Raw genomic sequence first — 22998 nt, 5'->3', positions numbered from 1 at the left:
AGCACCAGACAATAGCCAATCAAACTGGCCGAAGATCCCGCCAGCGGACGTCAACGGTGTCACCATTAGCGATTTTAACCCGAAAAAGATAGCCCTCTCGTTGATCATCAGTCACAGCCCCCGCATCGTCTGAGATGATCTCAACGACTGTTCCTCGACGTCCATGGAGGCGCTCGTGATCTGGATCTGTCTCGTCCGGGATATCGATTCGGACCGAATAACCGGTTTCGAAGCGTCTCATAGTATTCTCAGCGGGTTTGAATCCTAAAGAGGATAGCTAAGCCGAGCAAGAGGACGCCACCAACACCAAAACCAACCACCGATGGGTCCGGCAGTGATGGGATGAACCTCTTCACTTGGGGAGTAAAAATGAATCCTCCGGCATACCCTCCGACAGATATGTATCCAGCAGCCAATAGGCGGACGAACCACTGTTCCACAATCGTATGTGAGCGGTGGTCAGCATCTTCAGCTGGACGGGGATCAACGATTTCCGGGTCAGGCTTCTCTCGCTTCAAATATCGCCATTCATCGAGATACATACGAACAGGCAGGACCGACTCGATCTCATTCAGGATGGCGTATCGAGCTTTGTTCAGCCGGCGGTATGATTGAAGACTCTGATACCAGAAGTAGCAAATCAGACTGCCGAATCCTGATGCGAAGAGAACGATCGCAGCGTTAGTGGTTGTGAGATTGCCGCGGGCGAGAGCAAAGAGACCGGCCAGTATCGAGGTTAAAATCAGACCGAAAAAGCGGTTCATCTGGACTCGCTGATTGGCTGTCTCGATCGCAACCTCCCCGTAATGTATGTACTGCTCCATCAGTCGATTCTTCTCGTCCTCACTTAGATTAGCCAGCGGTCCAGTTGTAACATCTTCCTCCTCAGATGGCTCAGCAGGGTCCCCTCCAGTGACCTCTTCAGAGTGTTCAGGTTCTGTTTCGGGCGTGTCTCCATCGTCAGTATCGGCGCCATCCTCTGAGAGATCAACCGCCGCTTCGTCGGTTGAATCAGGCATATTCAGCGAGTGCGTCGACAAGCGAGGCCTTTCGCCATCCTACCTGAGTATCTGCGACTTCTTGGATTTTCTCGGGGACCTTCGATTGTCCCTCTGGAATGATTGCGATCACCGGCTTGTCCAGTTCATCGGCGAGTTCCAGCTCCTCCGGGATCCAAGTGCTGTGAGCACCGTACATTCCACTACTTACGACGACAACCGACGCCGTTTTCATCTGGTTCCAGAGTTCAGAACGAAGGGCAGACTCGGTATCCACGGGCAGGGGGTCAGTTGAAGGGACACTATGATTCTGCCACTTGAGCGACGGAACCTCATCAAGGAAATCAACGATACGCTCGTAGTGTTCGTCGTACTCCCACGAGTGGGAGACAAAAACGTTGTACTGCTTGTCCTCAAGTCGAGTTGCAGCGCGTGCTAAGCGAGGGAGTGATTGCCCAGTATTTCCGCCTGAGGAGGAAGAGGACTCTTGAGTCGACGAGCCTGCAGAGGCAAAGGCTTCCAGCCCTTTGTAGGCAGCATATAGGAGCAAAGCACCGCCAGCGATTTTTTGTCCAGACGAGAGACCCTGCTGGTTCTGAGTGTCGGTAGAACTGCGGCTCAGGGAATTGTCTGTCAGGACAAGGCCCGACTGTTGGTCATTCGGCTCGAAGAGCGATGGTTGAGAGGAACTGAGCTCAGGGAGACTGTTATCCCCAGATTGCGTTACTGTATAAACGGGGCCGAGTTCTCGAACGGTGAACTCCTTTCCGAGATCGTTCCCTTTGTAGGTCGGCAGTAGGCGGTCTCCATCATCGCGATAGAATCCGGTAGGTAGATCGTTAACAGCTGACTTCAGAACGAATCGAACAGCTGATTCGGGGTTTGGACTGCCACGAATATCATCAAACGCAGCCTCCCAGGTGGTTTTCAATGGGGAGGAGGTGTCTTGGCTCATAACCGTATGAACAATCCGTTTTTAAATAGTATAAGTTCTTCCCCCCTGGAATATCGGCAGATTTGGATTCCGCATCAGAGAGGACCATAGTACTAAACGGGTAAGCCGTCAACAATTCGCATATAGTTATGAGCTTCAACAGCAGATCTTCAAGCAACCGTCGGAGCGAATACCGACTGTTCATCTCGCACTCTTGGGAGTACAGCGACGAGTACAATCGGATGGTAGAACTACTTCGCGACTACCCGAATTTCAGTTTCCGGAACTACTCAGTACCGAAGGTGGATGAGATCGATGCTGACACCGAAGAGGAGCTGGAACAGGCGCTCCGGGAAGACCAGATCAAGCCAGCTACGGTCGTAATAATACTCGGGGGAATGTACGTAGCACACAGCAAATGGATCAAGAAAGAAACTATTTTAGCTGAAATCGAGAGTAAGCCTATTCTGGGTGTTACACCGCGCGGAAACGAGCAGATGCCCAATTTCGTTGAAGACCACGCAGATCAGATCGTGGGTTGGCAAGGAAAGAGTGTGGTAGAGGGAATTCGAGACCTGGCTGATTGAGTTGATGAGAGCGTGGATGAACTATTGAGGGAGAGTCTGGCTACCCTCGAGACTGTTTCCAACTCCGCGAATCGGGTAGAGTTCAATCGCTTCGTACTCACCATCACCGTCAATATGCCCCAGTTTTGAAAACAGAGATCGGCTCTTGTCGTTCGGTTCGTCGATGTAGTAGACACCATCCTCGCAGTACTCCTGGCACCAAGTCTGAATCAATTCCTCAGCAATCCCTTGGCGCCGGTAATGATCGCGGACATACAGCTGTCGAAGAACCTGTATTCCATCCAGCTCTTCCCAAGTGACGTATCCAGCCGCGTCGTCATCTCGAATATAGAGCAATCCCTGGTGGTTCTCAGGGATATGTCGGGCAAAAGAAGAACTCGTGTCACCACCATAGCTAGTCATCGCGCCGATGACTCGTTCTGTTTTGTCTATTGGTCGACCATCAGAATACACGAGAAATGAATCTTCGGCACCGATCTCCACGATGTCATCCGGAGTCGAATCCGTGAAGAGCCACTCAGCACTGAACACCTCGTCGAGATTAACTCTACGACCCTGATACTCGATACCGTATAGGCTCATACAGTTATGGCAGCGAAATTCTGCTGATTCCTCGATTTCGGACATTCCCGGAACACGCCCGATTGACGGGTCGTCAATCCCCGAACATTCGCAGTCCTGTCTAAGTTCCTCGAATTTGTCTCCTTTCCCCGATTGACTGTACGGGACAAACCCCATCTTCCAATGCTCCTCTAACTTCTCACCGAGTTCCTGAGCGAGTTTTCGGACTATCCTCGCGTCTTGCCCCACAAATGCAACAACTGCATCAAGGAGGTCGTCTACGTGAATAATCGGCTCCTCGGACAGCTCGTATTCTGTGAGCAATTGCCAGCCATTAGGTGCCCGGTAGATCATCCTAAGATCATCTTCATAGAGAAGGGAAACAGCGACGACCTCAATCCCGTCATCAGCTTCGATATAGAGAGGAATCGTTTGTTCAATCTCCTCACGTTGAGCAAGAGTTTCGAGCCAAGAGTAATCCCCGAGACCCGCAGGAAGAGGAATATTCAAGCTCATTTCTATCCGAAAATCGCTCTGTTACGTTATAAATGATAGGTGACCAGCACTATGTAGATATATAAAACCTGCTTACCACAAGACGGAATATGGAAACCAAGCGGATCGCTGAAGTGGTAGAAAATATAAATTATTCTTATCTCTTACCAGCGATTCAGCGCGAATTCGTCTGGGAAACGAGTGATATAGTCGATCTGTTTGATTCCCTGTTACGGGACTATCCGATCGGTGCTCTTCTTCAGTGGAACCTCTCAGCCGAGGAAGCACAGGCTCAGCCCAAATATCGCTTCGTCACCCACTACGTCGACGAACCGAACTTCCCCCAATCACTCACGACCCCAACCCATCGAAACCCTCCACACAATTCTGAAGATCCACTCCCCTCACCGGTGAAGCTGGTTCTCGACGGCCAGCAACGGCTGACCGCACAATATCGGCCTCACCGGATCGTTCTACGAACGGAAACACAATCATCCCCGAAACAAGGCCAGTTCGTGGGTCCAGAAGCGCCTCTATCTCAATCTCCTCTCCGACCCGCAGACAGTGGACTCGGAACTCGGCAATAAGTACGATTTACCAGAACCCGCTGCTGCCGGCGCTGCTCAGCATCGATCTCGAACAGGAGGCCCGCCTCGACGACCATGAGGAACGCCTAGCAGAGCTTGAGCAACGGCTTTCAGAAACTGTGGTTGAACAGCAGCAATCGTCCGTCGAACCTGATACTAGAGATTCAGAGTGACGGAGTTGAGAACAATCGCCTGATGGGCTCGTTGCTTAGTGAGGGTACGTGGAGGAAGACATGCGGATTAGTTTCTACGGCGGGTTACGACCGGCATTAAGTGGCTCATACGAGTCGGTGTGGTAGGCGACCCGCCAAAGTTTGAGGACCGCACGAGTGACCAATTCTTCGGGAGACTGTGTGATACAGGATGCTTCGACTTCGTCTGGGTCAGAACTCGCATTCGGCAGTGGATGGTAGTGTTCTAATCCGGGGACGTGAATGTAGTCTCCTGCGTGTGGATGCTTTCCCCAGCGTAGATTCACTCCTTCCGTGTCCGTGTAGTGGAACTTGTAATCATCTCGTGTCGTCCATTGGATGTCGATTCGAGCTTCGTTGGCCCCACACAACCCGTCGTCAAACACAACTTTGAGGACGGATGGATGGAGGTAGTCGTCAAGCTCAGCTGTCGCAAGCGGCTCCATCCTCTCGACGACGTCACGAATCGTCAGTAGCGCTGGGCGATCCGTAGCTCCCCGGAGAGTATGAGGTTCCGCTCGGTCAGGAGTATCCTGCATTACTCAGGCAGGGACGCTGTCATCAGTCGGGCGACGATCGGTGTCGACGAACTGCTCGGCGTTCCCAATCGAGAGGGCAGCGTTCGCAAACGCGAGATTCCGCCGGAGCGTCTTCCACTCACGAATTGTCTCTGGGTCGATCTCTTCCTGTGGGGATCCAGTCTCAGTAAGAGCCTGGTTCGTCTGCTCGACCGCTAATTCTTCTGGCGAGTCGACACCGAATTCGGACCGGTACTCGGTGAGCTGCTCGCGCATCTCCTGGATTCGCGTCACGAGTTCGTCGGTCGAGACGTGGTCAAGGATGTCGGCAGCCTGTTCGACGACGAGTGATTCAGGTGAGCGACGATAGAGCGTGCCGCCCTGTTCGCCAGGTTCCGTCTCGACGAATCCTTCGTCAGCGAGTGTGTTCAGGTGCTTTCGAGCGGTCTTTGGAGCAGTCCGTGCATCATCAGCTACGGCATCAGCTGAGACGGGGCTGTACATATGCGCGACGACATGTCGAATGCGTTCGTAGGGCGTTGTTTCAGCCTCCCACTCCTCACCGACCGCTTCGTTGATGTCTGCAAACTCCGCTGGCGGGTTTCGGTCGGTCATGTGAAAACGAACGAGTCGGGGGAACATAGTTCTTTGGAGGACATCTATGTTCCCTTAGAGAGTATGCCGGCAGACTCCAGTTGAGCGAATCCCGGAAACCGTTCCGGAAGTGAGGAAGTACAAAGTAACAACCAGGAAATGCCCTTAGAGAGGGTCTTGGGATCATACGTTGAAATTCGAAAACGACACGCCATCGCTTATCGGCGATTCGAACGTCATAGAGACCTAGATGCCGTTCACAATCGACATCCTGGACGACGGCCGCGTCCTAAAGTGGGAGGCGACCACCGACGGTGCCGTCGTAACAGAACGAGACAAATACACCCCGCGTTTCTACGTCGCCCCTCGCGACCCAGCGTCCGACCTCGACCTCACAACACTCCAGTCGGTGTACGACCAGCACCCGGACGTCGTCGCGACCGAGACGGTTGCGCGACGGCCGAGCTTTCGACGAGACGAGGAACCAGTCCTCGCGGTCGACATCGACCACATCGACCGCGTCACTCCACTCGCCCGGCAAGCGCGCCAGCTGTCAGCCTATCCAGTCGGGGATCTCGCTTGTTTCAACGTCGACTTCTCGCGAGAATTCCGGTATTGTCTGGAGACCGGCGCCGATCCGACGCCGGCGAGCGAGCTGTCGACGCTCCGGCTCAGCGTCCCGGTGACCGAAACGAGCAACGACATCTACGAGAAACTGTCCGTCGCCGGCGACACCGTCACCGGTTCGCCGACGGATATCCTGACCGCCGTCCAAGGGGCACTCGAAGCGCACGATCCGGATGTCCTGGTCTGCTCGACCAGCGAGATCGTCCCGACGCTGTACGAGATGGCGACGGCTACCGGCATCGACGACTTCTCGCTGAGTCGGTGGCCGGACGTCGATTACCAGCAGCTCGCGAGCCGGTCGACGTACTCGAGCTACGGCCGCGTCGGTCACTCGCCGGCGCGGTACAATGTCCCCGGCCGAGCAATCATCGACGAGTCGAACACGTTCTTCTACGGGGAGACGAACCTCGACGGCGTCCTCGACCTCGTGTCGCGCTCGAAAAAGCCCGTCCAGGAGCTCGCGTGGGCGTCGATCGGGAACGTGCTCACGGCGATCCAGATCTGCGAGGCCCACGACCGCGGTGTCCTCGTCCCGTGGAACTCCTGGCGTCACGAGTTCTACAAGCCGATGGGGACGCTCCACGACGCCGACCGTGGCGGCTTCATCTTCGCACCCGAGGTCGGCCTCCACGAGAATGTCCACGAACTCGACTTCTCCTCGTTGTACCCGAACATCATCTGTACCCGGAACGTCTCGCCGGACGTCATCCGGTGTGACTGCCACAGCGACCGCGACGACGTCCCCGGCCTCGGGTACTCGATCTGCGACGACCGGGGCTACCTCGTCGACGTGCTGCAGCCGATCATCGACGCGCGCGACGAGATCAAGGCGGCCATCCGTCGCGAGAAGGATCGGGACGACCCCAACGAGGACCGACTGGCAGAACTCGAGGGGCGGTCGGGAGCACTGAAGTGGATACTCGTCGCCTGCTTCGGCTATCAGGGGTTCAGTAACGCGAAGTTTGGCCGCATCGAGTGCCACGAAGCAATCAACGCGTTCGCTCGCGAGATTCTGCTGACGGCGAAACAGCGGCTGGAAGCTGGCGGCTGGCGCGTCGTCCACGGCATCGTCGACTCCATCTGGGTGACCCCAGACCCCGACATCGACGACGAGGACCGCGAGGACCTCGAGATGCTCGCGACGGAGATCACGGAACGCGTCGAGATTCGGCTCGAACACGAAGCCCACTACGACTGGGTGGCGTTCGTCCCGCAGCGCAAGAGCGACGCTGGCGCGCTGACGAAGTATTTCGGCAAAGTGGCTGGCGAGGACGAGTTCAAGATCAGAGGCATCGAAGCCCGACAGCGTTCGACTCCGCCGTTCATCGAGGACGTCCAGTGGGACTGTCTCGATCGGCTCGATGCCACCCGGTCACCGGACGCGGTACTCGGACGGCTCGAACGAGCTATCGACGAACTGCAGGCGGGCAACGTAGCAGTGGAGCGGCTCGTCGAGCGGAACCGTGTCTCGAAGCCCCTGGAGGGCTACTCACAGAATACTCAGAACGTGGCCGCCTTGAAGCGAGCCCGCGAGCAGGAACTGGCAGTCCACCCGGGCCAGGATATCGAGTACGTAGTCGCCGACGACGAGAAATCCTCTCGAGACCGGGTGGCCCTCGCCCACGAGGAGATCGAGACCTACGACGCCTCGTACTACGAAACGCTGCTGGTCAGAGCGGTCGAGAGCGTGCTGTTGCCGCTGGGGTGGGAACGGACAGACGTTCGCCGGGAGCTCGCCGAGACACGGAAGATGACGGTCACAGCCTTTGCGCGGCTTGGCGAGAAGTAGATCGCAATGACGAGCAAAGACGGATATATAGGTTGTTCCCGAGATTGGTGTGTGAAGACGGTATATCGTCTTAGACCCGTCTAAACACATGCATGGTGGTCTACTTCAGGAGTTGCGAGTCGACTAGACGAGCTATCAGCGAGGTCACCTCGCGGTCGTTACTGTCCCACCCCTCATTGCCGCTGTAAGAAGAACTCGCAATGGTGACCGGCGGTGGCGATCGAGACTCGATCACCCCTCGTTGCCGCTGTAAACAGATGAGGCGTTCCCAGATCCTAAACGGAATTGTGCTGTGACCTGTGAACAGAAGGTCTCAAGAAGCGGATACGGGATTGATCAGAACACATTTTCTGCACGGAGAAGCAGAAAGTCGGTGAGAGCCCCCCACCCCTCGTTGCCGCTGTAAACTCAGATCAAGCGTGTACCAGCTCGTAGAATGAAAGAGGACCCCTCGTTGCCGCTGTAAATCTCCCACCAACAAGCGCAAGAAGCCGTTTACCTCGAATAATGAGTTAGATGAATGCTTCTCAGAACCATTGGTACCAGTAACCTTAAGTCATATTGCGTTGTATCCTACCTCACTGCAATTCGGCATACAGGAACGCCGTACTTGTTCGGCGTGTACTAGCCGAAATACCGGGTTAGAGTGCCTCGTTCTATAACCTCTAAATTCCGTGGTTGGATGTCGTATGCGTTAAGGATCGTTTCGAAGAACCTCCGTTTCCCGTCTCTCCCGATCTCGGTTTACAGCGGCAACGAGGGGTGGGGGACTCATCTCATACCTCGTTTACAGCGGCAACGTGGGGGCACTGTTTTTTAGAAGCTCTTCACAGACGTGGTTATAGTGCTGTATAAGGCTGCTTTTCGAGTTCACTTCGGCACTCCGGTGTGTTTACAGCGGCATTCCGGTGGCAAAGATTCATAACGCATGCGCTACACGACGCTGTATGAGCAAATCGGGCTCCTTCTTCGGCGGTCCCGATCTCATTTTTGCCGACAAGGAACTTCTCCGAGTGAGCCATCTGCCGACCGGTGACCGGATTATCGGACGCGACACCCAGCTCCAGGAACTCGCGAACGCGATCAAAGACGCGGAGCACGGACGCACGCCGAACAACGTCTTAGTGTACGGCAAGACGGGGACCGGCAAGAGTCTCTGTTCGAAGTACATCACGCGTGACCTCGCGGAGGCGGCCGCGGATAACGGCATCTCGGTCGGAATCGCCTACGTCGACTGCTTCCAGGACTCGACCGAAACACAGGCAGTGCAGGCTATCGGGGAGTCCCTGAATACGCCCGAGACGACCATCTCCGTTCCGCCCTCCGGTCTCAGTACGTCGGACTACTACCACCGCCTCTGGGAAATCCTCGATTCAGAGTACGATGTCGCCATCATCATCCTCGACGAGATCGATAAGCTTGAGGACGATAGTGTCCTGATGCAGCTTTCTCGGGCTACTGAAGCGGAGAAGGTTCAAGACAGTACCTTGGGCATTATCGGGATCAGTAACAAGATCCGGTACAAGGAAACCCTCGATGAACGTGTCAAGTCGAGCCTCTCAGAGCGTGAATGCGTCTTCCCCCCGTACGACGCGAATCAGCTTCGGAATATCCTCTCCTCGCGGGCGGACGCGTTCCGTGATGGCGTTCTCGGCGATGAAGTGATCCCGAAAGCGGCCGCGTTAGCCGCCCGCGAACACGGTGACGCCCGGAAGGCGATCGACATCCTTCGCTACGCTGGTGAGATCGCGGACGAAGAAGACGACGACACCGTCCGGGTCGAGTATGTGGACGAAGCCCACGATCGCGAGGAACAAGCTCGCCTTTCCGAGCTGATCGCGAAACAGCCCGAACACTCGAAGTATCTCCTCCAAGCACTGGCCTTAGAGGTCCAGCAAGCGACCGGGGATAATCCGGCCATCCCTACGAAGACCATCTTCGGAACGTATCAGGTACTCTGTGAACGCGAGGGTGCGGATCCGCTCAAAATCCGGCGCGTCCGCGACCTCCTGTCGGAGTTAGCCTTCCTCTCGTTGATCGAGCAGGAGCGCAAGGGCCGTGGAAAGGCCAAGGGGGCGCATACGGTGAACCAGCTGGTTGACGAACCGGAACTGGTCGTGGAAGCCTGCAAGTCGGCGTAGTTAGTCGATCGCTCGCTTGTGACTGCGTTGAGGGTTTCCCCAGTCCATGGGTTTGGAACCGTTACTCACTCGGGTTAACCGGGCCCTTGTACTTGGAATGAACTGTATCGATAAGCAACTAAAACACGGACACACCCCTCATTTCCGCAACTCGGAGGCGGTGGCATGCCTCATGCCACAAATACGCACGAGTGACACACCTCGTTTCCGCAACTCCGACTCGGTAGCACACCTCATTTAGATCGCAAGTCGAGGGGTCACCCCTCGTTTCCGCAACTTCATCTGCCACAGAGGTAGCTAGATCTGAGAAGTTCGAGAGAATAGATTATCGACGAGTTCGGAGCTGGAAGACAACATGATTGTCTCGTGAACTCCTCTGGGGACAAGCCCTAGGTACTCGACCTACTCCGCCTATAGGAATGAAACAAGGAATAGACGGGGGAGACACACCCCTCGTTTCCGCAACTCCATACGAGCTGAAAGCCTATCAGCTACTACTGATACACGGACGGTATAAAGACATGAGAGATTCAGCAGCAAACGATCTCTCGACATACTGAAAACACAAGAAGGCATGCGGTTGCTGCGCTAACAACAACTAACCGCTTTCGTAAATTATTTATTAATGCGATCATGTCAAGTTGAGGAACCCCGGGGATATGGATAGATCGACCGCGTTCGGGTTTCTACTCACCCCCCTCCCGTCTATACTCGTGAGTTGCGGAAATGAGGGGTGGGTGGGGTATAAATAACTCTCCCAGTTCAGGAAGTTCCAGAAGGGGTGGATTTTTGCAAACGAGCGGGCTCTCATGGAGGAATGGGTTCCGGAACGGCTCCCCGAACGAGAGTCGGAACTTGAGGCGATCGCCAAAGGATTTCGAACGACCATCCGGTCGGGGATCGAGCCGAAGAACGTTCTCATCTCGGGGAAAACGGGACAAGGGAAAACCGTCACCGCTCGGGTTGTCCTTCAGGAGCTTCACGACTACTGCCAACAACAGAACATCGCACTCACGACGTATGAGGTGTCTCTGAAGGATGTCTCGACCGCATGTCAGGCGGTGGGAAAGTTGCTCGTCGAGTTGGAACCAGAAACCGACGAGCGGCCGAAAGGCTTGTCTCTGACCGATTTGAACGACCGGCTCTTCCGACGGCTCGATGAGATCGGGGGGTACGTCGTCTTCTTCCTCGACGAGATCGACAACCTCGGTGCGGATGACGATCTGCTGTACCAGCTCCCACGCCCCCGTTCAAACGGTTATATTACGGACGCTCACGTCTCCGTCATCGGGATCTCCAATGACCTCCAGTTCTCCGAGCAACTCTCCGCGAAGACGCGGGACAGTCTGTACGAGAACGAGGTCCACTTCGATCCCTATGACGCGACTGAGCTGCGCTCCATCCTCGATCAGCGTGTCTCAGTTGCGTTCAAGCCCGGAACCGTCAACGAATCTGTCCTCCAGCTCGCGGCCGCGTGGACCGCGAAGGACACTGGTTCCGCACGGCAGGCGATTCGTCTTTTGCATGAGGCAGGTGACATCGCATGTGTCGAAGGGTCTGAAACTGTCACGAAGGAGCATCTTGAGGAGGCACGCGACGAACTCGAGGACATCAATATCGTCAACAAACTCCAAGATCTGACGATCAATGACCAGGCACTCCTGCTGGCTCTCGCGATTCTCGAGTCGCGAAACGCGACGCCTGCCCAGACGAAGGAGATTTACTCCGAGTACAAACGCGTCACGAATGCAGTCGATATCGACCAGTTGACGGCTCGCAGTATTCGTGACAAGCTCACCAACCTCGACACGTACAACCTGGCGATGGCACACAAGAAAACCGGCGGCCGCGAGGGTGGTGAGTACTACGTAACCGAGCTCCGTGTGAACCTGGAATCGTTGCTCGAAGGGTTTGATCGGGTTGACCGGTTTGACGATATCGTCTCCGACATCGAGTCATTCAGCAGCCAAAGCACGCTGTCCGGGTGACGGCCGCGTGTCGGTCGCTACACGGAGTAGAAGGAACTACGATACGCAGGTTGTCTACGATGTTGCAAGACCCGTGCTGACGGTCGCCGACGTTGGGAGGACCGACTCCTGAAGTCGTTGTTTGTGGTGGGACCGGCTTCGTGTCTCGCGGAACCGTGGAATCGTTCCCGGCTGGAGGTCATCAGCGATTGATCCTGTCCCCTTGCTGGTCTCTCTTCACTCGCTTGGATTGACAGGCCCTTTGTACTTCGACTTCACCTGGTCTCCTTCCCTCCATTGCCAGTAGTTGTAGCGGTTATCGTTGATCTCTTTGACCGTGAGGGTTGCTCTCGATGGGACGTCTTCCGGGAGGTCATCCACCTCCTCGTCGACCGCGTCTTCGTCGGGTTCCTCTTCGGTACGGTCTCCCTGCTCGCGGGACTCCGCAAGTTCTTCGGCGTACGCTGCGACCTGCCGGAGTACCGCTGGCGAGCAGCCGTCGAGCGTCTCGACGACATCGGTGGGGAGATCCTCGGGAGGTGTTGGGTAGTTATCGGCCATCGGCGCTCGACCTGTGTTAACCAACAATGCCGTCCATAAGCATAGCTGTGTTGGTTAAGATGATTGTGAGAACGCTCCGCACCGGGTCCCGCGGACGACTCCGGGGATCGCGGCCGTCCGCGACCGGCGCCGACCGCGGGCCGGTCCTACTCGTCATCTTGGGGCTCTCTCTCGACAACGTGGACCTCGACGTGATCTTCCGGACACCCGGCCTCGTGTTCCCCGCTAACGGCACCACAGATGGGACATTCTTCGCGACCCATGTACCGCTCGAGGTCGTACCTGAGTCGGCTCACTGTCGGTTCTCCTTGCTTCCACCGTGCCCGCGGCCCGCTGCGTGCTTGCCGGTGGACAGGTTCTTGGTCTCCAACGCTGCCCCATACTGAACATCTGCACGCTCGGCCGCGTTGGTGTTTGTTCGGAGCCAGGTTCGAGCCTCCGCGACGGCTGTCTCGATCTGCATCGTGTCCCAGTGGTTGTCCCATGTGGGCGCATCCGCCACGACGAGTTCACACAGCTCCGCGAGCCGCTCGCGAGCACGTTGCTCGATGGCGTGACTGAGCACGCTGCGTTGTTCGTCGAGTTGTTCCGCCGTCTCGTCGTCCGCAAGCTCCCGACGTCGCGTGTCGACCGCGTACTGCAGCCGGGCGCTCGCTTCCGCCAGGTGAACGAGCTGGTCATCCGCGGTGAATCGGTCGTGAATGACGTTGCTGAGCAGAACCGAGTCAAAGCTCGCGACGGCCGCGGAGACTTCGCGAGAGAGACGCTTCTCCGCGTCACGGGACAGGTTCTTCATCAGGCGATCACTCCCGGGTGGCTGGTCTCACGGTGACTGTGTCCAGCACGGCTGATCCCGCGGCCGCGGTCGGTACTAATGCCTCGCCAGCCTTCGCGGCCGGCTGCTCGCTGTCCACCGGACTGAACCGTTGTGCAACTTTCAGTACTCATGGTTCTCTGGAGGCCTGTCTGCGCCTCCGCCCCTCCGCGGGCGCGCAAAAACACCACGAGCGGTGCCGAGACTAGACCCGTTTGTGACCGCTCCGCTTCGACGAGCTGTAACAAATCTCGAAGCTTATTTATAAACAAGTTTCGTACTATGTTACACCGTGCTCCGGCGCATCGAACTCGAGGTCCTCGCCACGGTCGACCGCGGCGACACGATCTCCGAGCTCGCGACGAAGCTCGACCACAGCGAGAGCTACCTCTCTCGTGCCGTCGGCGACCTCGTCGAGAAGGGGCTCGTCTACACGGAACGCGACGGCCGCCGAAAACGAGTCATCCCGTCGGATGCTCGCGCCGTCGAGCTCTATCAGGACCTCGTTCGTCAGCACTCCCACATCGAGTTCCCCGAGCTGCTGACCGGCAAGGCACTCGAGGTGCTGTACTACTTCAACCAGCCGCGAACGGTCTCCGAGATCGCCGACCGGAGCGACAACTACCGCAACACGGTCAACCGCGTCCTCAAGCGGTTTCGCGACCGTGGGCTCGTCGGGACCGTCGACGGCTATTACGAGTTCAACGCCGACTTCGACCGCCTCCACGAGTTCGCCCGTGAACTCGCACACCATCTGCATCGTCAACGCCTCGAAGCCGTCGCCCCGAAGGGCACGATTCTCTGGGAAGACTACGACGAATTCCTCGCCCAGACCGAGACGGAGATCGACGTGGCGGCGTTCCACGAAACCGGCCTCGCTCGATTTGCAGCCTTCGACCTCCAGTTTCTGCTCACCGGCCACCGCTACTACGTCTACTCCGAGGAGCTCGACGCAGTCTCGCCGGCGGCACTCTGCTGTCACACGCTGTTAATCGACGACGGCAGTCGCCACCGTTCGTACTGTCTCCTCCTGCTCAGCCACGTCGACGTCGACGAGGCGGACCTCCGAGAGCAGGCGGCGAAGTATGGCCTCGAAGACGATATCGACGCCTTGCTGCGCTACCTCGAGACGCACGGCGAGGTCGACGACGAGCGACTCCCGGAGTGGGACGAGTTTCAGGAGCTGGCGGCTGACTACGAGGTGGATCTACTGTAAAATCGACCGACGGTTCGGCTGGTCAGTAGCTTCGAGACGGAGATCCTGGTCTCAGGGAGTGAGCGAAGCGAACGAATCGGAAGAAGACGCTGAAAACCCTCGACATAGACCACAGACTGTTCTCAATATTCTCCCAATGTTGATAAACCATTAGGCACACATCTGACGTATGGAAGTGCGGCGTACCGTCCCGGTTAAACTCGACGTGGACATCGACGAGGCCGCGCTTCTTCGCGAGACTGTAGACGAATTTCTATGGGCTGCCAACTACGTCGTAGACCACGCCTGGCAGGGCGAATACAAGATCACGAGCAAGGCCCAGCTGCAGGAAGAAACCTACGACGACGTGCGCGAGCAAACGCGGTTGCACGCCAACCTCGTCCAGAACGCTCGCAACAAGGCCGCCGACGCCGTACAGAGCGTCGTCGCCCGCTGGAAACAGGGCGAGTACGCGAGCAAGCCACACCTCTCGAAGCCAACGGTCGTCTACGACAAGCGGTGTGCGACCTTCCACGACCAGTACGTGTCGCTGGCAACCGTTGACGGGCGCATCGAGATCGAGTACGTCCTTCCCGACGACAATCGTGATACACCCCACAGTCGGTATCTCGACAACGACGATTACGAGGTGACGGGCGCAGAATTGCACCTCAGGGACGGCGAGTGGTTCCTTCATCTACGCACAAAGGCGGAGGTGGAGTCTGACACGCCAGAACAGGCAACAACCGAGCACAGTACAGTCCTCGGCGTTGACCTCGGTGTGAACCAACTTGCTGTCACTTCAACAGGCACCTTCTGGAGCGGTAGCGAGTTCGACCATTGGCGCCAGGAGTACGAGAAGCGGCGGGCCTCGCTCCAGCAATGTGGTTCGCGCTACGCCCACCGAAACATCCAGTCGGTCGGACGGAAGGAGACAGGCCGGTTCAACATGATGCTCCACCGGATTGCCGACGGAATCATAGATGAAGCCGCCGAGAACGGAGTCGCAGTCATCGCATTCGAGGAGTTGACCGGTATCCGTGACCGACTGCCAGAAGCGTCGTGGGGGCACAAGTGGGCGTTCGAACGATTGTACGAGTACGTCGAATACAAAGTCGAATTGCACGGTATCGACGTGGTACAGGTTGATCCGGAGAATACGTCTCGCCGTTGCTCTGAGTGTGGGTTCACCCACCCGGACAACCGTGACGGTGAGGACTTTTTGTGCCTGAAGTGTGGCTACGAAAACCACGCCGACTACAACGCTGCGAAGAACATCGGCTTGCGGTATCTCCGTCGTAACCAAACTGGAGGCGGCGGAGGCGCACCCGTAGGCGTGCGCCTGAATCGCGGGATGTTGAACGCGAACGGAGGGTATGAACCTCCTGCCGGAGATTCCGGCCAGAGTGGGAGTCCACGCGAAAGCCCCACCCACAACGAAGCGAGGTCGTCAGACCGAGCAAAGTAGGGTGCAGCAGCTTACCAACGAGGATATCTTCCTGTTCAAGGCGATCGCAGGCCGCGACGACGACATCGAGGACATGAATATGCTCGTGCAGGCCGGCCTCGATTACGACGTCGTCCGAGATGAACTCGAAGCCCAGATCGAACGCCTGGGGGACGATCAGTTTGCTACGTTCGCGAACGAGGCCCTGGTCGAACTCGAGGAGCGGTACGGAGTGACCACGCCTATCGAGGCCCGCGTCCAGGAGCTCACGAATAGGTACTACCGGGGGCTCGAAGTCCTCCAGGCACTCGACGAGCCGATGACCATCGACGAACTGGCCGACGAACTGGAGCTGGATACCGACGAGGTTTACGACCGGCTCGCGTATCTCTCATCATTCGACCGGGTCCGTCGAGATGGCGACACAGTCCGTCCCGTCGAGTAAATAACTCCCAACATCGTTACCTCGAACTGCAACTGATGGCGGCTGTCATCATCTAATGAGTCGCGGGTACATCAAGCACGTACGTACAGAGGTCAAAAACGAGGAGACACGCAGATAAAGTCTCGTTACTCACGAACTGGGGGTAACTATCGTCAATTACGGCTTTTGATATGGCGACCGACCCGTTCAAGCCCTTCTTCGAGTTCATCAGTGTGGAGACCGAACCCAATTCGGAACCGGTTCGGATATCCAAAGACATCACCGGGCGCAAGAACGACGCTCTCGGCTTTAAACACTGACCGACAAAACTCCTTCCCAGTCTCGAACCCGTCGGGAATGGTCGGAAAGCCGTTTACGCCCGTCGGCTCAAACCAGTCGAGATCGTGGCGCTCAACGAACTCGGCGACGAGGTCCCGATTCGACTTCGCGTGAGTACGGTTTGCTTCGAGAATGTCGGCTTCTTGCTCACCGAGTGCCTGCTGAGCGATGTGCTGACCGAGCAGCGGCGGTGAAATCGTCGTATAGTCCTTCCATTTCCGTACCGTGTCCGCGAGTTCTCTGTCCGCGACGACCCACCCAAGACGTGCGCCCGCGAGGCCGTACGACTTCGAGACGCCAGCGGTCGAAATCGCTCGTGGCCCGAGTGACGCAGCCGGGGCGTGCGGATCGTCGGCAAGCATCCGGTACACCTCATCGACGAGGAGGTACGCATCGTTCTCCTCGACGAGGTCGTACAACGCTTGCATCGTCTCCGGCCCGAGGTACTTCCCCGTCGGGTTGCTCGGGTTGGTGAGGACGACTAACTGAGTATCCAGGCGCATCGCGTCCGCGACAGCATCGACGGAGAGGTTCCATTTCGGAGGTTCGGTTCGGACTTCAGTCACGTCACCGATAGCGGCAGGGACGCTCGCAAGTGACTGATAGGTCGGTGAGACGACGACGCTGTGATCCCCGTCGCTGAGAAGCCCCATGAAGGTGAGGTAATCCGCCTCCTGTGTGCCGCACGTAAGAACGACCTCTTCGGGATCACGGTCGTACCGCTCAGCAATGTCTGCTCTGAACTCTGGAGATCCATCCGTAGGAATCACGTAGCCGAGTTCACCGACGTCGAGGTCGAAACGGTCGACAGGGAGACTCCGAACGCCACTTTCGGCGAGCATCAGGTCGGCGTCCGGTTCGTATTCGTCAAGCCACCGTTCCAGTTCAAAAGGGGGCAACTCCATGTGAGAACATTCTCAGAGAGAAGTATATACCCTCTGTATCAAACAGAGCCATCCTGAATAACTCTATATTGTAAAGTATCGTGGTACATCGCACCTGTCTAACGGTTGTCAAAGCGGCAATAATGTTGAACACATTGGATTTCAGCAGAGCCGTCAAGCAGGTTTTATCCAGCAAGCCCGAACGGTCGGTATCATGCGGGAATTCGTCTTCACAGTTGAATACGAGAAGGGGGCTGACGGGGTGATGGATCTTTTCATCGACAATCCGGATCTGTATGCCCGGTCGATGGAGATCAGTGCGACCAACGAGGCGGTGTGGGGTATTGAGAAGGTCGTCGGCCCCGCTGCTGTCCTCGACGAGTTCGACGACGCACTGGAACGCGTCGCTGATTCTCCGGGCACAACCGGAATGTGTGGGGCACCCGTGACTGAATACGAATACACGATCCTCTCGTCGAATGCGGAATCACGGAAGATTCACTGGCTTCGCCGGGAAGGTGATGGTTCACGGTCGATTCCCTTGGTCGCGGCGAAGCACATCGGCGAGGGGTTGATAATGCGCACGGAGCGGCGTGGCGACCAATACCGGTGGCGGATGCTTATCGACGGGACAGTATCAGCGATTCACGAGGATGTCCGAGCGAATCTGCGAGAGGGGTTGTTGCTTACTGTTGAACGACTTGGCACGCCGCCGTGCTTGCTCGAAGACGGTCGCGTCCAGCAAACCCTCACGCCCGAACAGAAGTCTGCGCTTGAAGCAGCAATCGAACGTGGGTACTACGAAGAGCCACGGCAGCAATCGGTAGCGGAAATCGCCGAAGACGTCAGTGTGTCACGGTCGACGTTCCAGTACCGTCTCAACCGAGCGGAGGCGTGGTTGGCACAACAGTTCGCCTCCGATTCGCTCGACGTCGACCTCGACGTAGATCTCGATCCCGAGGACATCGAGTTCATCCAGTAGACAGCACGTCGAACTCCTCGACGGTTGGAATATGTCGAAGTAAATCCCACCCCGATGTCTCTCGTAGGCCCGAGTATGGCAACGACTGGTGCGAGTGTTCAGCTGATTCGCAACGCGACTATCCTCCTGGACGTCGGTGACACGACGTTCCTCGTGGACCCGATGTTCACGCCGCAGGGTGAGATGCCGACGGTGACAGACAACCCGGCAGTTCCAGAGTTCCTCACCACGGCGAATCAGGACCGGAATCCGCTTGTTCCGCTGCCTGACGTTGATCTCACCTACGACGCAGTGGTAGTCACGCACCGTCACCCCGATCACTGGGACGAGGCGGCCAGAAAGGAACTCGATGCCGGCGTTCCGCTGTTCTGTCAACCCGAGGAGGCCGACGCCTTCACTGACGAGGGCTTCACTGACGTTCGGCCTGTCGACGACGAGACCTCCTTCGAGGGCATCACTATCCACCGGACGCCGGGCCAGCACGGGCACGGCGAACTCGCCGAGGGAATGGGCCCGGTCTCGGGCTTCGTCTTCGAGGCCGACGAGACAGTGTATGTCGCCGGGGACACGATCTGGTACGAGCCGGTCGAAGAGACACTTGACCAGTACGAACCTAATCTGGTCGTTCTCAATGGCGGTGAAGCGCAGTTCGATCAGGGTGAATCCATCACGATGGGCGTCGAGGACGTCGACGCTGTCCGCGAAGCCACTGACGCCGAGATCGTGGTCGTCCATATGGAAGCGATCAACCATTGCTTGCTGTCGCGCGAGGAACTGCGGGCAGAGACAGAGGATGTACACGTTCCCGAGGACGGCGAGCGGTTCAGTCTATAACGCGGGAACGCCCGTCTACAACTGTCTCCTGTTGTAACCACTGGTTCGGGGTGGTTACTTCGCTAGCTCAGCTGGGAGCCGACCATCCGGACGTGGAACACGACCCTGTTTGATCTCGTGATCGACGTGACGCAGATGCTTACAGCCGCCTTCGGGTGAGCGCTGCTGCCAGTCGGGACAGGTACACGATTCGTCGATGACGTCGACTTCGTACCTGTTGCCGGACGCGGACTGCACCTCGTAGCGGCCACCTTTCGAGAGGAGTGAGACGTCCATCGCTTCGGCGATGGCACGCTTCGTGCGGGGCTCGAGATCGTCCTGTGACTCTGCGTTCTCGTCGACGACCAGTCGGTCGCGAACGTCGCCCGTTCGACCCCCGTCCGGCGCGACGGCTTCCGTAGGGCCACTGAGCCGCTCGTGGAGCACTTTCTCCACCGGATGGCCTTCCGGCCACAGATGACATCCTCCCCGGCGTGAATGCCGGGGTTTCCTCCGTGGGAGTCTCAGCCGGTCTAGGACTCGCCGGAGGCAACATTCCCGTCACGGTGGACGGTACTCGGGTTTGTGCGCTGTTCTTTGGGACTTTCGTGAGGGTGTGGTGTCCCCGACCAGTTGTGGTCGTCCCACTTGAACCGCACGGGCCGTGCCATCGACCTGACTGCCTTCTCTGTGTGCCGCTTCAAGAACGTCTCTGACGCTGTGAGGTCGGCGTGCCCCTCGAATCCACACGGACACGTTAGTGTGTCCTGATGTCGTTTCGTTCGGTCTGTTGAACCGCACTGCGGGCACTTCTGGCTTGTCCACGCTTCCGACCGTACTTCGACCGAGATACCGTATTCCTCAGCGGTACATGCTAGCCGCTCAGTAAACTGCTTGAACGCCCAGAAGTTGTGTGTCTTGGCATTGGTTTCGACCGACCAATGCGTGTCCAGCACGTCGGTCAGTCCACCGATAAACACCGTGTCTACGCCGTCCTCATACAGCCGTTCGATTAGGTCACGACACAACGCTTCCTGTGCATGGTCGCGGCGGCGGGTTCGCTTCCGATACAGCCGTCGGATACGCTCGCTACTGTATTGGCCGTCCTGTAGCTTGGACTGTAACCGGGCGATTTCTCGCGTTGTCTCACGGAAGCGGTTGAACTGGTCCCGACCTTCGTACAGGTATTGGTCGCCGGTTGTGGTGGTACAGGCGACGAGATTGTTCGCACCAATATCCAGAGCGGCCTTCTCGTCGGCCAGTGGAGTCTCCCGTGCATCTGTAACAGTCACGGGTTGGGAAGCTCGGAAGATGCTGTCAGTCTCGTCATACCACAGGTCCAATCGTCCTTGTTTCTCGTAGTCGGGCCAATTCGGGTCGCCAGCGATTTCGAGTCGGAGACGCCCGGTGTGATCGTATCGGTCTTTCAACTCGCTCCCAACAAGTATCTCAAGGCGGGATCGCTCGTCCCACTCAACAGTGTATGCGTCGTTGCGAATGACGCCTTTGAGGACACGCCCATCGTCTTTGTTACCACGGAAGCCCGGCGGTTCCGGATGTTCGGTAACGGATGTGCTCGACCTGTCGTGGTACGCCTTCTTTGTATCGAAGAACCCGCGCCACGCTTCGCTGTTTTTGCGTATCACCTGCTGGGCGGTGGACGCGCCAAGCACACCTTTGTACTTGCCTTCGAGACTGCCGGTGTCGGTGTCCCACACGTCTTCGTCCTCAAAGCCGTCTTCGTCGTTGTAGCGCATGAGGCGTTGATAGTTGACTTCGTTCCAGAGAGCGGCGGAAGCGTCCAACAGGTTCCGTAGCAGCTGCTCTCCCGTATCGGAGAGGGGACGCACGGCGAACGTGTTGGTGCGCTTCATCAGCCATTTCCAGATATGTTCGTTTGGAACTTGAACGTCAGCCAACCACGTTGAAAGTAGAACCTAATCATCTCGTTGGAGAATCAAGATCAGCATTGACGCAGTGGTTCCCATCGGAGCTTACGCGATTCACGCCCGCCACGAACGGCGGGACTCTCTCGCTGTCGAAAGGTGGACCTCGCGGCGCTCGCGATGGTCGTAGGAGCCGCACGCGGCTGCGCACCCAGTCCAGACGCGCCAGGAACCGAGCGCGGCCATCACGTCGACGATGTCACGGGGAACCGTCTGGTGGTCGTCCGGGAAGAACACCCGGAAGCGTGTACACGCTTCTTGCGGCGGGACGGTCTCCCACCTGTCTTCGCTAGAGCCCCAGCTGTCGAACATCGCCTCGTCTCTCCCGTAGCCGACGGTCACGCCATCGATCGGCGTCCAGTCTGCTGGGAGGTGATCCGCCTCGTCTTCGAGCACTCGGAGGGCGGCGTATCGGAGGTACTCGTGGGCTTGGTTGTCTGTCGTTCGAGCGACCTGGTCGTGCTGCTCGGCGACGTGCTCGGCTTCCTCGAGGACCGTCGTGAGATAGGGTTCAGTCATCATTCGACGGAGGTCAGAACGCGCCTCCGCCCCTCCGCGGGCGCTGAAAAACTTAACCAACAGAGCGGAAGGAATCCATCACTCTGTTGGTTAACTGGATTGGGACGAAGATTCGCTTTCGAGCAAGTCGATGAGATCTTCTGCTGTGGAACTGATCCGTCCGAGCCGCTCGCGAACGGCCTCGGGGTTATCCGACTCCCACGCAGCGAGGTAGAACGCCGACCCGCTGGTGTCCAACCCACAGTAACGCCCGACGACGTAGGCGACGGCTTCGGCCTCGACCTCGCGTTTCGCCCGTTCGGTGTCGTCGTCGACGTCGAAGTGGAGCAGGGCGTGAGCGTACTCGTGAATCAGCGTTCGCGCGAGGTCGGCCTCGTTCTCCCGATCACGCACCTCGACGAGCGGCTGAACGTCGACGAGACTCAGCTGCTCGCAGATGCCCTTCGCCTCGCCGTGGGTCCACTCCTCAGCTGGAACGATCCGCACCGTCACGCCGAGGTCGTCAGCGGCGCCAGTCAACTGTTCGACGAGGTCGCCGGCGTCCCCAGTCGCTTCCGTGTCCAGGTCGGGAAGCGGCTCACCTTCGGTCTGGGAGACGTCGAACACCGGCGCGGGCTTGAACCCCACCAGGCCCTCGGACCACTCCTCGGGCGGCGTCTCGTCGTACTCACAGTCGCTGTCCTCGTGGTAGCTCGGCGAGTTCTCGCATTCCGGGCACTGCTTGGTGATGATCGGCGCCCAGATCCAGATGGCCGACTCACCCTCCTTGACGTGGCGGTCGAACTCCTCCTGCCACGTCCGGTAGCCAGCCACGCGGGTTGCCTCGGGACACTGCCGCTTGATGAGGAGCGTGTTCCGGTAGGAGTAGTCGTGGAATCGACTCTGGACGTCAAGCCACTCCTGGAACTCCGCGCTGGCCTGCGCGTCGTCGACGCCGGCGACGAGGTCGTCGATCCACTGTTCGATCGTACTGTTCATCTCGTCGGATCGCGTGTCGGTCTGGTCGAAGGAGACCGACGAATCACTGGTCGTAGCCATTGGGTTCACCGAATCAAGTTCACGGCAACTGCGTCTGCTCAGACCGC

The 22998-nt window shown here is 57.7% G+C and carries 20 protein-coding genes and 4 pseudogenes; 11 read left to right on the top strand and 13 right to left on the bottom strand.

Translation table 11 applies throughout. The features are described from left to right. Positions 1 to 19: 19 nt before the first annotated feature. Genes ACZ432_RS01030 through ACZ432_RS01020 form a run of 3 tightly spaced genes read right to left on the bottom strand, consistent with a single transcriptional unit; the run spans position 20 to position 1953 of the window. Positions 20 to 241 (bottom strand): hypothetical protein, encoded by a 222-nt coding sequence (locus tag ACZ432_RS01030; RefSeq protein WP_426963485.1) that lies wholly within the window; start codon positions 239 to 241, stop codon positions 20 to 22. A gap of 7 nt (positions 242 to 248) precedes the next feature. After that, positions 249 to 1019, bottom strand: coding sequence for a RipA family octameric membrane protein (locus ACZ432_RS01025; RefSeq protein WP_310931040.1), 771 nt, complete (start codon positions 1017 to 1019; stop codon positions 249 to 251). Then, positions 1012 to 1953: a TIR domain-containing protein gene (locus ACZ432_RS01020; protein WP_426963484.1), complete on the bottom strand. Its 942-nt coding sequence runs from the start codon at positions 1951 to 1953 to the stop codon at positions 1012 to 1014. Before ACZ432_RS01020 ends, ACZ432_RS01025 begins: the two co-directional genes overlap by 8 nt. Positions 1954 to 2081: 128 nt before the next feature. Here ACZ432_RS01020 and ACZ432_RS01015 point away from each other — a divergent pair, with 128 nt between their 5' ends. After that, positions 2082 to 2519, top strand: coding sequence for a TIR domain-containing protein (locus ACZ432_RS01015; RefSeq protein WP_099254180.1), 438 nt, complete (start codon positions 2082 to 2084; stop codon positions 2517 to 2519). Positions 2520 to 2540: 21 nt separating this feature from the next. Here the strand turns inward: ACZ432_RS01015 and ACZ432_RS01010 are convergent, their stop codons facing one another. Further along, positions 2541 to 3596 (bottom strand): GNAT family N-acetyltransferase, encoded by a 1056-nt coding sequence (locus ACZ432_RS01010; protein WP_426963483.1) that lies wholly within the window; start codon positions 3594 to 3596, stop codon positions 2541 to 2543. 89 nt (positions 3597 to 3685) lie between these two features. On the opposite strand from ACZ432_RS01010, the gene ACZ432_RS01005 reads away from it, so the two are divergent. Continuing rightward, entirely contained in the window at positions 3686 to 4162 is a 477-nt protein-coding gene (locus tag ACZ432_RS01005; protein WP_426963482.1) for a DUF262 domain-containing protein, read from the top strand. An 8-nt stretch (positions 4163 to 4170) separates the two neighbouring features. Next, a pseudogene (locus ACZ432_RS01000) lies at positions 4171 to 4335 on the top strand (DUF8156 family protein); the annotation flags it as partial. 74 nt (positions 4336 to 4409) lie between these two features. Here the strand turns inward: ACZ432_RS01000 and ACZ432_RS00995 are convergent. Both ACZ432_RS00995 and ACZ432_RS00990 read right to left on the bottom strand, forming a co-directional pair. Then, positions 4410 to 4892, bottom strand: a complete 483-nt coding sequence (locus ACZ432_RS00995) for a hypothetical protein (RefSeq protein ID WP_426963480.1) — start codon at positions 4890 to 4892, stop codon at positions 4410 to 4412. A 3-nt stretch (positions 4893 to 4895) separates the two neighbouring features. Next, positions 4896 to 5486: a DUF7342 family protein gene (locus ACZ432_RS00990; RefSeq protein WP_426963479.1), complete on the bottom strand. Its 591-nt coding sequence runs from the start codon at positions 5484 to 5486 to the stop codon at positions 4896 to 4898. A 229-nt stretch (positions 5487 to 5715) separates the two neighbouring features. Between ACZ432_RS00990 and ACZ432_RS00985 the strand changes: the two genes are divergently transcribed. The 3 genes from ACZ432_RS00985 (at position 5716) to ACZ432_RS00975 (ending at position 12010) form a co-directional block, all read left to right on the top strand. Continuing rightward, positions 5716 to 7881, top strand: coding sequence for a type B DNA-directed DNA polymerase (locus ACZ432_RS00985; protein WP_426963478.1), 2166 nt, complete (start codon positions 5716 to 5718; stop codon positions 7879 to 7881). 947 nt (positions 7882 to 8828) lie between these two features. Continuing rightward, positions 8829 to 10022: a Cdc6/Cdc18 family protein gene (locus ACZ432_RS00980; protein ID WP_426963477.1), complete on the top strand. Its 1194-nt coding sequence runs from the start codon at positions 8829 to 8831 to the stop codon at positions 10020 to 10022. 809 nt (positions 10023 to 10831) lie between these two features. After that, on the top strand, positions 10832 to 12010 hold the full coding sequence (locus ACZ432_RS00975; RefSeq protein WP_464378845.1) for a Cdc6/Cdc18 family protein: 1179 nt from the start codon (positions 10832 to 10834) through the stop codon (positions 12008 to 12010). Positions 12011 to 12226: 216 nt separating this feature from the next. Here ACZ432_RS00975 and ACZ432_RS00970 read toward each other — a convergent pair whose 3' ends face one another. Continuing rightward, positions 12227 to 12550 (bottom strand): hypothetical protein, encoded by a 324-nt coding sequence (locus ACZ432_RS00970; protein ID WP_426963476.1) that lies wholly within the window; start codon positions 12548 to 12550, stop codon positions 12227 to 12229. 292 nt (positions 12551 to 12842) lie between these two features. Next, positions 12843 to 13346 (bottom strand): hypothetical protein, encoded by a 504-nt coding sequence (locus tag ACZ432_RS00965; RefSeq protein WP_426963475.1) that lies wholly within the window; start codon positions 13344 to 13346, stop codon positions 12843 to 12845. A 310-nt stretch (positions 13347 to 13656) separates the two neighbouring features. Here ACZ432_RS00965 and ACZ432_RS00960 point away from each other — a divergent pair, with 310 nt between their 5' ends. The 3 genes and pseudogenes from ACZ432_RS00960 to ACZ432_RS00950 form a co-directional block, all read left to right on the top strand. Next, complete coding sequence (locus ACZ432_RS00960; RefSeq protein WP_426963474.1) at positions 13657 to 14580, top strand: helix-turn-helix transcriptional regulator; 924 nt, start codon at positions 13657 to 13659, stop codon at positions 14578 to 14580. A 169-nt stretch (positions 14581 to 14749) separates the two neighbouring features. Next, the gene (locus ACZ432_RS00955; protein ID WP_426963473.1) at positions 14750 to 16027 is read left to right on the top strand and encodes an RNA-guided endonuclease InsQ/TnpB family protein; all 1278 of its coding nucleotides are present in this window, start codon (positions 14750 to 14752) and stop codon (positions 16025 to 16027) included. Positions 16028 to 16037: 10 nt separating this feature from the next. Beyond that, positions 16038 to 16451: pseudogene (locus ACZ432_RS00950) on the top strand (hypothetical protein); the annotation flags it as partial. A gap of 152 nt (positions 16452 to 16603) precedes the next feature. On the opposite strand, the gene ACZ432_RS00945 reads toward ACZ432_RS00950, so the two are convergent. After that, the gene (locus tag ACZ432_RS00945; RefSeq protein ID WP_426963472.1) at positions 16604 to 17674 is read right to left on the bottom strand and encodes an aminotransferase class I/II-fold pyridoxal phosphate-dependent enzyme; all 1071 of its coding nucleotides are present in this window, start codon (positions 17672 to 17674) and stop codon (positions 16604 to 16606) included. A gap of 193 nt (positions 17675 to 17867) precedes the next feature. Between ACZ432_RS00945 and ACZ432_RS00940 the strand changes: the two genes are divergently transcribed. Beyond that, positions 17868 to 18635 carry a helix-turn-helix domain-containing protein gene (locus tag ACZ432_RS00940; RefSeq protein ID WP_426963471.1) on the top strand — a complete coding sequence of 256 codons (768 nt, stop codon included), beginning with the start codon at positions 17868 to 17870 and terminating at the stop codon, positions 18633 to 18635. Positions 18636 to 18710: 75 nt separating this feature from the next. Then, positions 18711 to 19469, top strand: coding sequence for an MBL fold metallo-hydrolase (locus ACZ432_RS00935; protein WP_426963469.1), 759 nt, complete (start codon positions 18711 to 18713; stop codon positions 19467 to 19469). A gap of 54 nt (positions 19470 to 19523) precedes the next feature. On the opposite strand, the pseudogene ACZ432_RS00930 reads toward ACZ432_RS00935, so the two are convergent. The 4 genes and pseudogenes from ACZ432_RS00930 to ACZ432_RS00915 all read right to left on the bottom strand — a co-directional run. Then, a pseudogene (locus ACZ432_RS00930) lies at positions 19524 to 19943 on the bottom strand (hypothetical protein); the annotation flags it as partial. Between the two features lie 38 nt (positions 19944 to 19981). Beyond that, positions 19982 to 21322, bottom strand: a complete 1341-nt coding sequence (locus tag ACZ432_RS00925; protein WP_426963467.1) for an RNA-guided endonuclease InsQ/TnpB family protein — start codon at positions 21320 to 21322, stop codon at positions 19982 to 19984. 171 nt (positions 21323 to 21493) lie between these two features. Continuing rightward, positions 21494 to 21913: pseudogene (locus ACZ432_RS00920) on the bottom strand (hypothetical protein); the annotation flags it as partial. A 90-nt stretch (positions 21914 to 22003) separates the two neighbouring features. Beyond that, entirely contained in the window at positions 22004 to 22951 is a 948-nt protein-coding gene (locus ACZ432_RS00915; RefSeq protein WP_426963466.1) for an ArdC-like ssDNA-binding domain-containing protein, read from the bottom strand. Positions 22952 to 22998 lie beyond the last annotated feature (47 nt).

This window comes from Haloparvum alkalitolerans (genome assembly GCF_055381565.1).
The sequence above is the reverse complement of the archived record's forward strand: the minus strand, read 5'-3'. Positions and strand labels throughout refer to the sequence as shown.

Excerpts from the sequence above, each read along its gene's own strand:
- ACZ432_RS01030 (WP_426963485.1), bottom strand. The coding sequence starts at position 241 with ATGAGACGCTTCGAAACCGGTTATTCGGTCCGAATCGATATCCCGGAC.
- ACZ432_RS01025 (WP_310931040.1), bottom strand. The coding sequence starts at position 1,019 with ATGCCTGATTCAACCGACGAAGCGGCGGTTGATCTCTCAGAGGATGGC.
- ACZ432_RS01020 (WP_426963484.1), bottom strand. The coding sequence starts at position 1,953 with ATGAGCCAAGACACCTCCTCCCCATTGAAAACCACCTGGGAGGCTGCG.
- ACZ432_RS01015 (WP_099254180.1), top strand. The coding sequence starts at position 2,082 with ATGAGCTTCAACAGCAGATCTTCAAGCAACCGTCGGAGCGAATACCGA.
- ACZ432_RS01010 (WP_426963483.1), bottom strand. The coding sequence starts at position 3,596 with ATGAGCTTGAATATTCCTCTTCCTGCGGGTCTCGGGGATTACTCTTGG.
- ACZ432_RS01005 (WP_426963482.1), top strand. The coding sequence starts at position 3,686 with ATGGAAACCAAGCGGATCGCTGAAGTGGTAGAAAATATAAATTATTCT.
- ACZ432_RS00995 (WP_426963480.1), bottom strand. The coding sequence starts at position 4,892 with ATGCAGGATACTCCTGACCGAGCGGAACCTCATACTCTCCGGGGAGCT.
- ACZ432_RS00990 (WP_426963479.1), bottom strand. The coding sequence starts at position 5,486 with ATGACCGACCGAAACCCGCCAGCGGAGTTTGCAGACATCAACGAAGCG.
- ACZ432_RS00985 (WP_426963478.1), top strand. The coding sequence starts at position 5,716 with ATGCCGTTCACAATCGACATCCTGGACGACGGCCGCGTCCTAAAGTGG.
- ACZ432_RS00980 (WP_426963477.1), top strand. The coding sequence starts at position 8,829 with ATGAGCAAATCGGGCTCCTTCTTCGGCGGTCCCGATCTCATTTTTGCC.
- ACZ432_RS00975 (WP_464378845.1), top strand. The coding sequence starts at position 10,832 with ATGGAGGAATGGGTTCCGGAACGGCTCCCCGAACGAGAGTCGGAACTT.
- ACZ432_RS00970 (WP_426963476.1), bottom strand. The coding sequence starts at position 12,550 with ATGGCCGATAACTACCCAACACCTCCCGAGGATCTCCCCACCGATGTC.
- ACZ432_RS00965 (WP_426963475.1), bottom strand. The coding sequence starts at position 13,346 with ATGAAGAACCTGTCCCGTGACGCGGAGAAGCGTCTCTCTCGCGAAGTC.
- ACZ432_RS00955 (WP_426963473.1), top strand. The coding sequence starts at position 14,750 with ATGGAAGTGCGGCGTACCGTCCCGGTTAAACTCGACGTGGACATCGAC.
- ACZ432_RS00945 (WP_426963472.1), bottom strand. The coding sequence starts at position 17,674 with ATGGAGTTGCCCCCTTTTGAACTGGAACGGTGGCTTGACGAATACGAA.
- ACZ432_RS00940 (WP_426963471.1), top strand. The coding sequence starts at position 17,868 with ATGCGGGAATTCGTCTTCACAGTTGAATACGAGAAGGGGGCTGACGGG.
- ACZ432_RS00935 (WP_426963469.1), top strand. The coding sequence starts at position 18,711 with ATGGCAACGACTGGTGCGAGTGTTCAGCTGATTCGCAACGCGACTATC.
- ACZ432_RS00925 (WP_426963467.1), bottom strand. The coding sequence starts at position 21,322 with ATGAAGCGCACCAACACGTTCGCCGTGCGTCCCCTCTCCGATACGGGA.
- ACZ432_RS00915 (WP_426963466.1), bottom strand. The coding sequence starts at position 22,951 with ATGGCTACGACCAGTGATTCGTCGGTCTCCTTCGACCAGACCGACACG.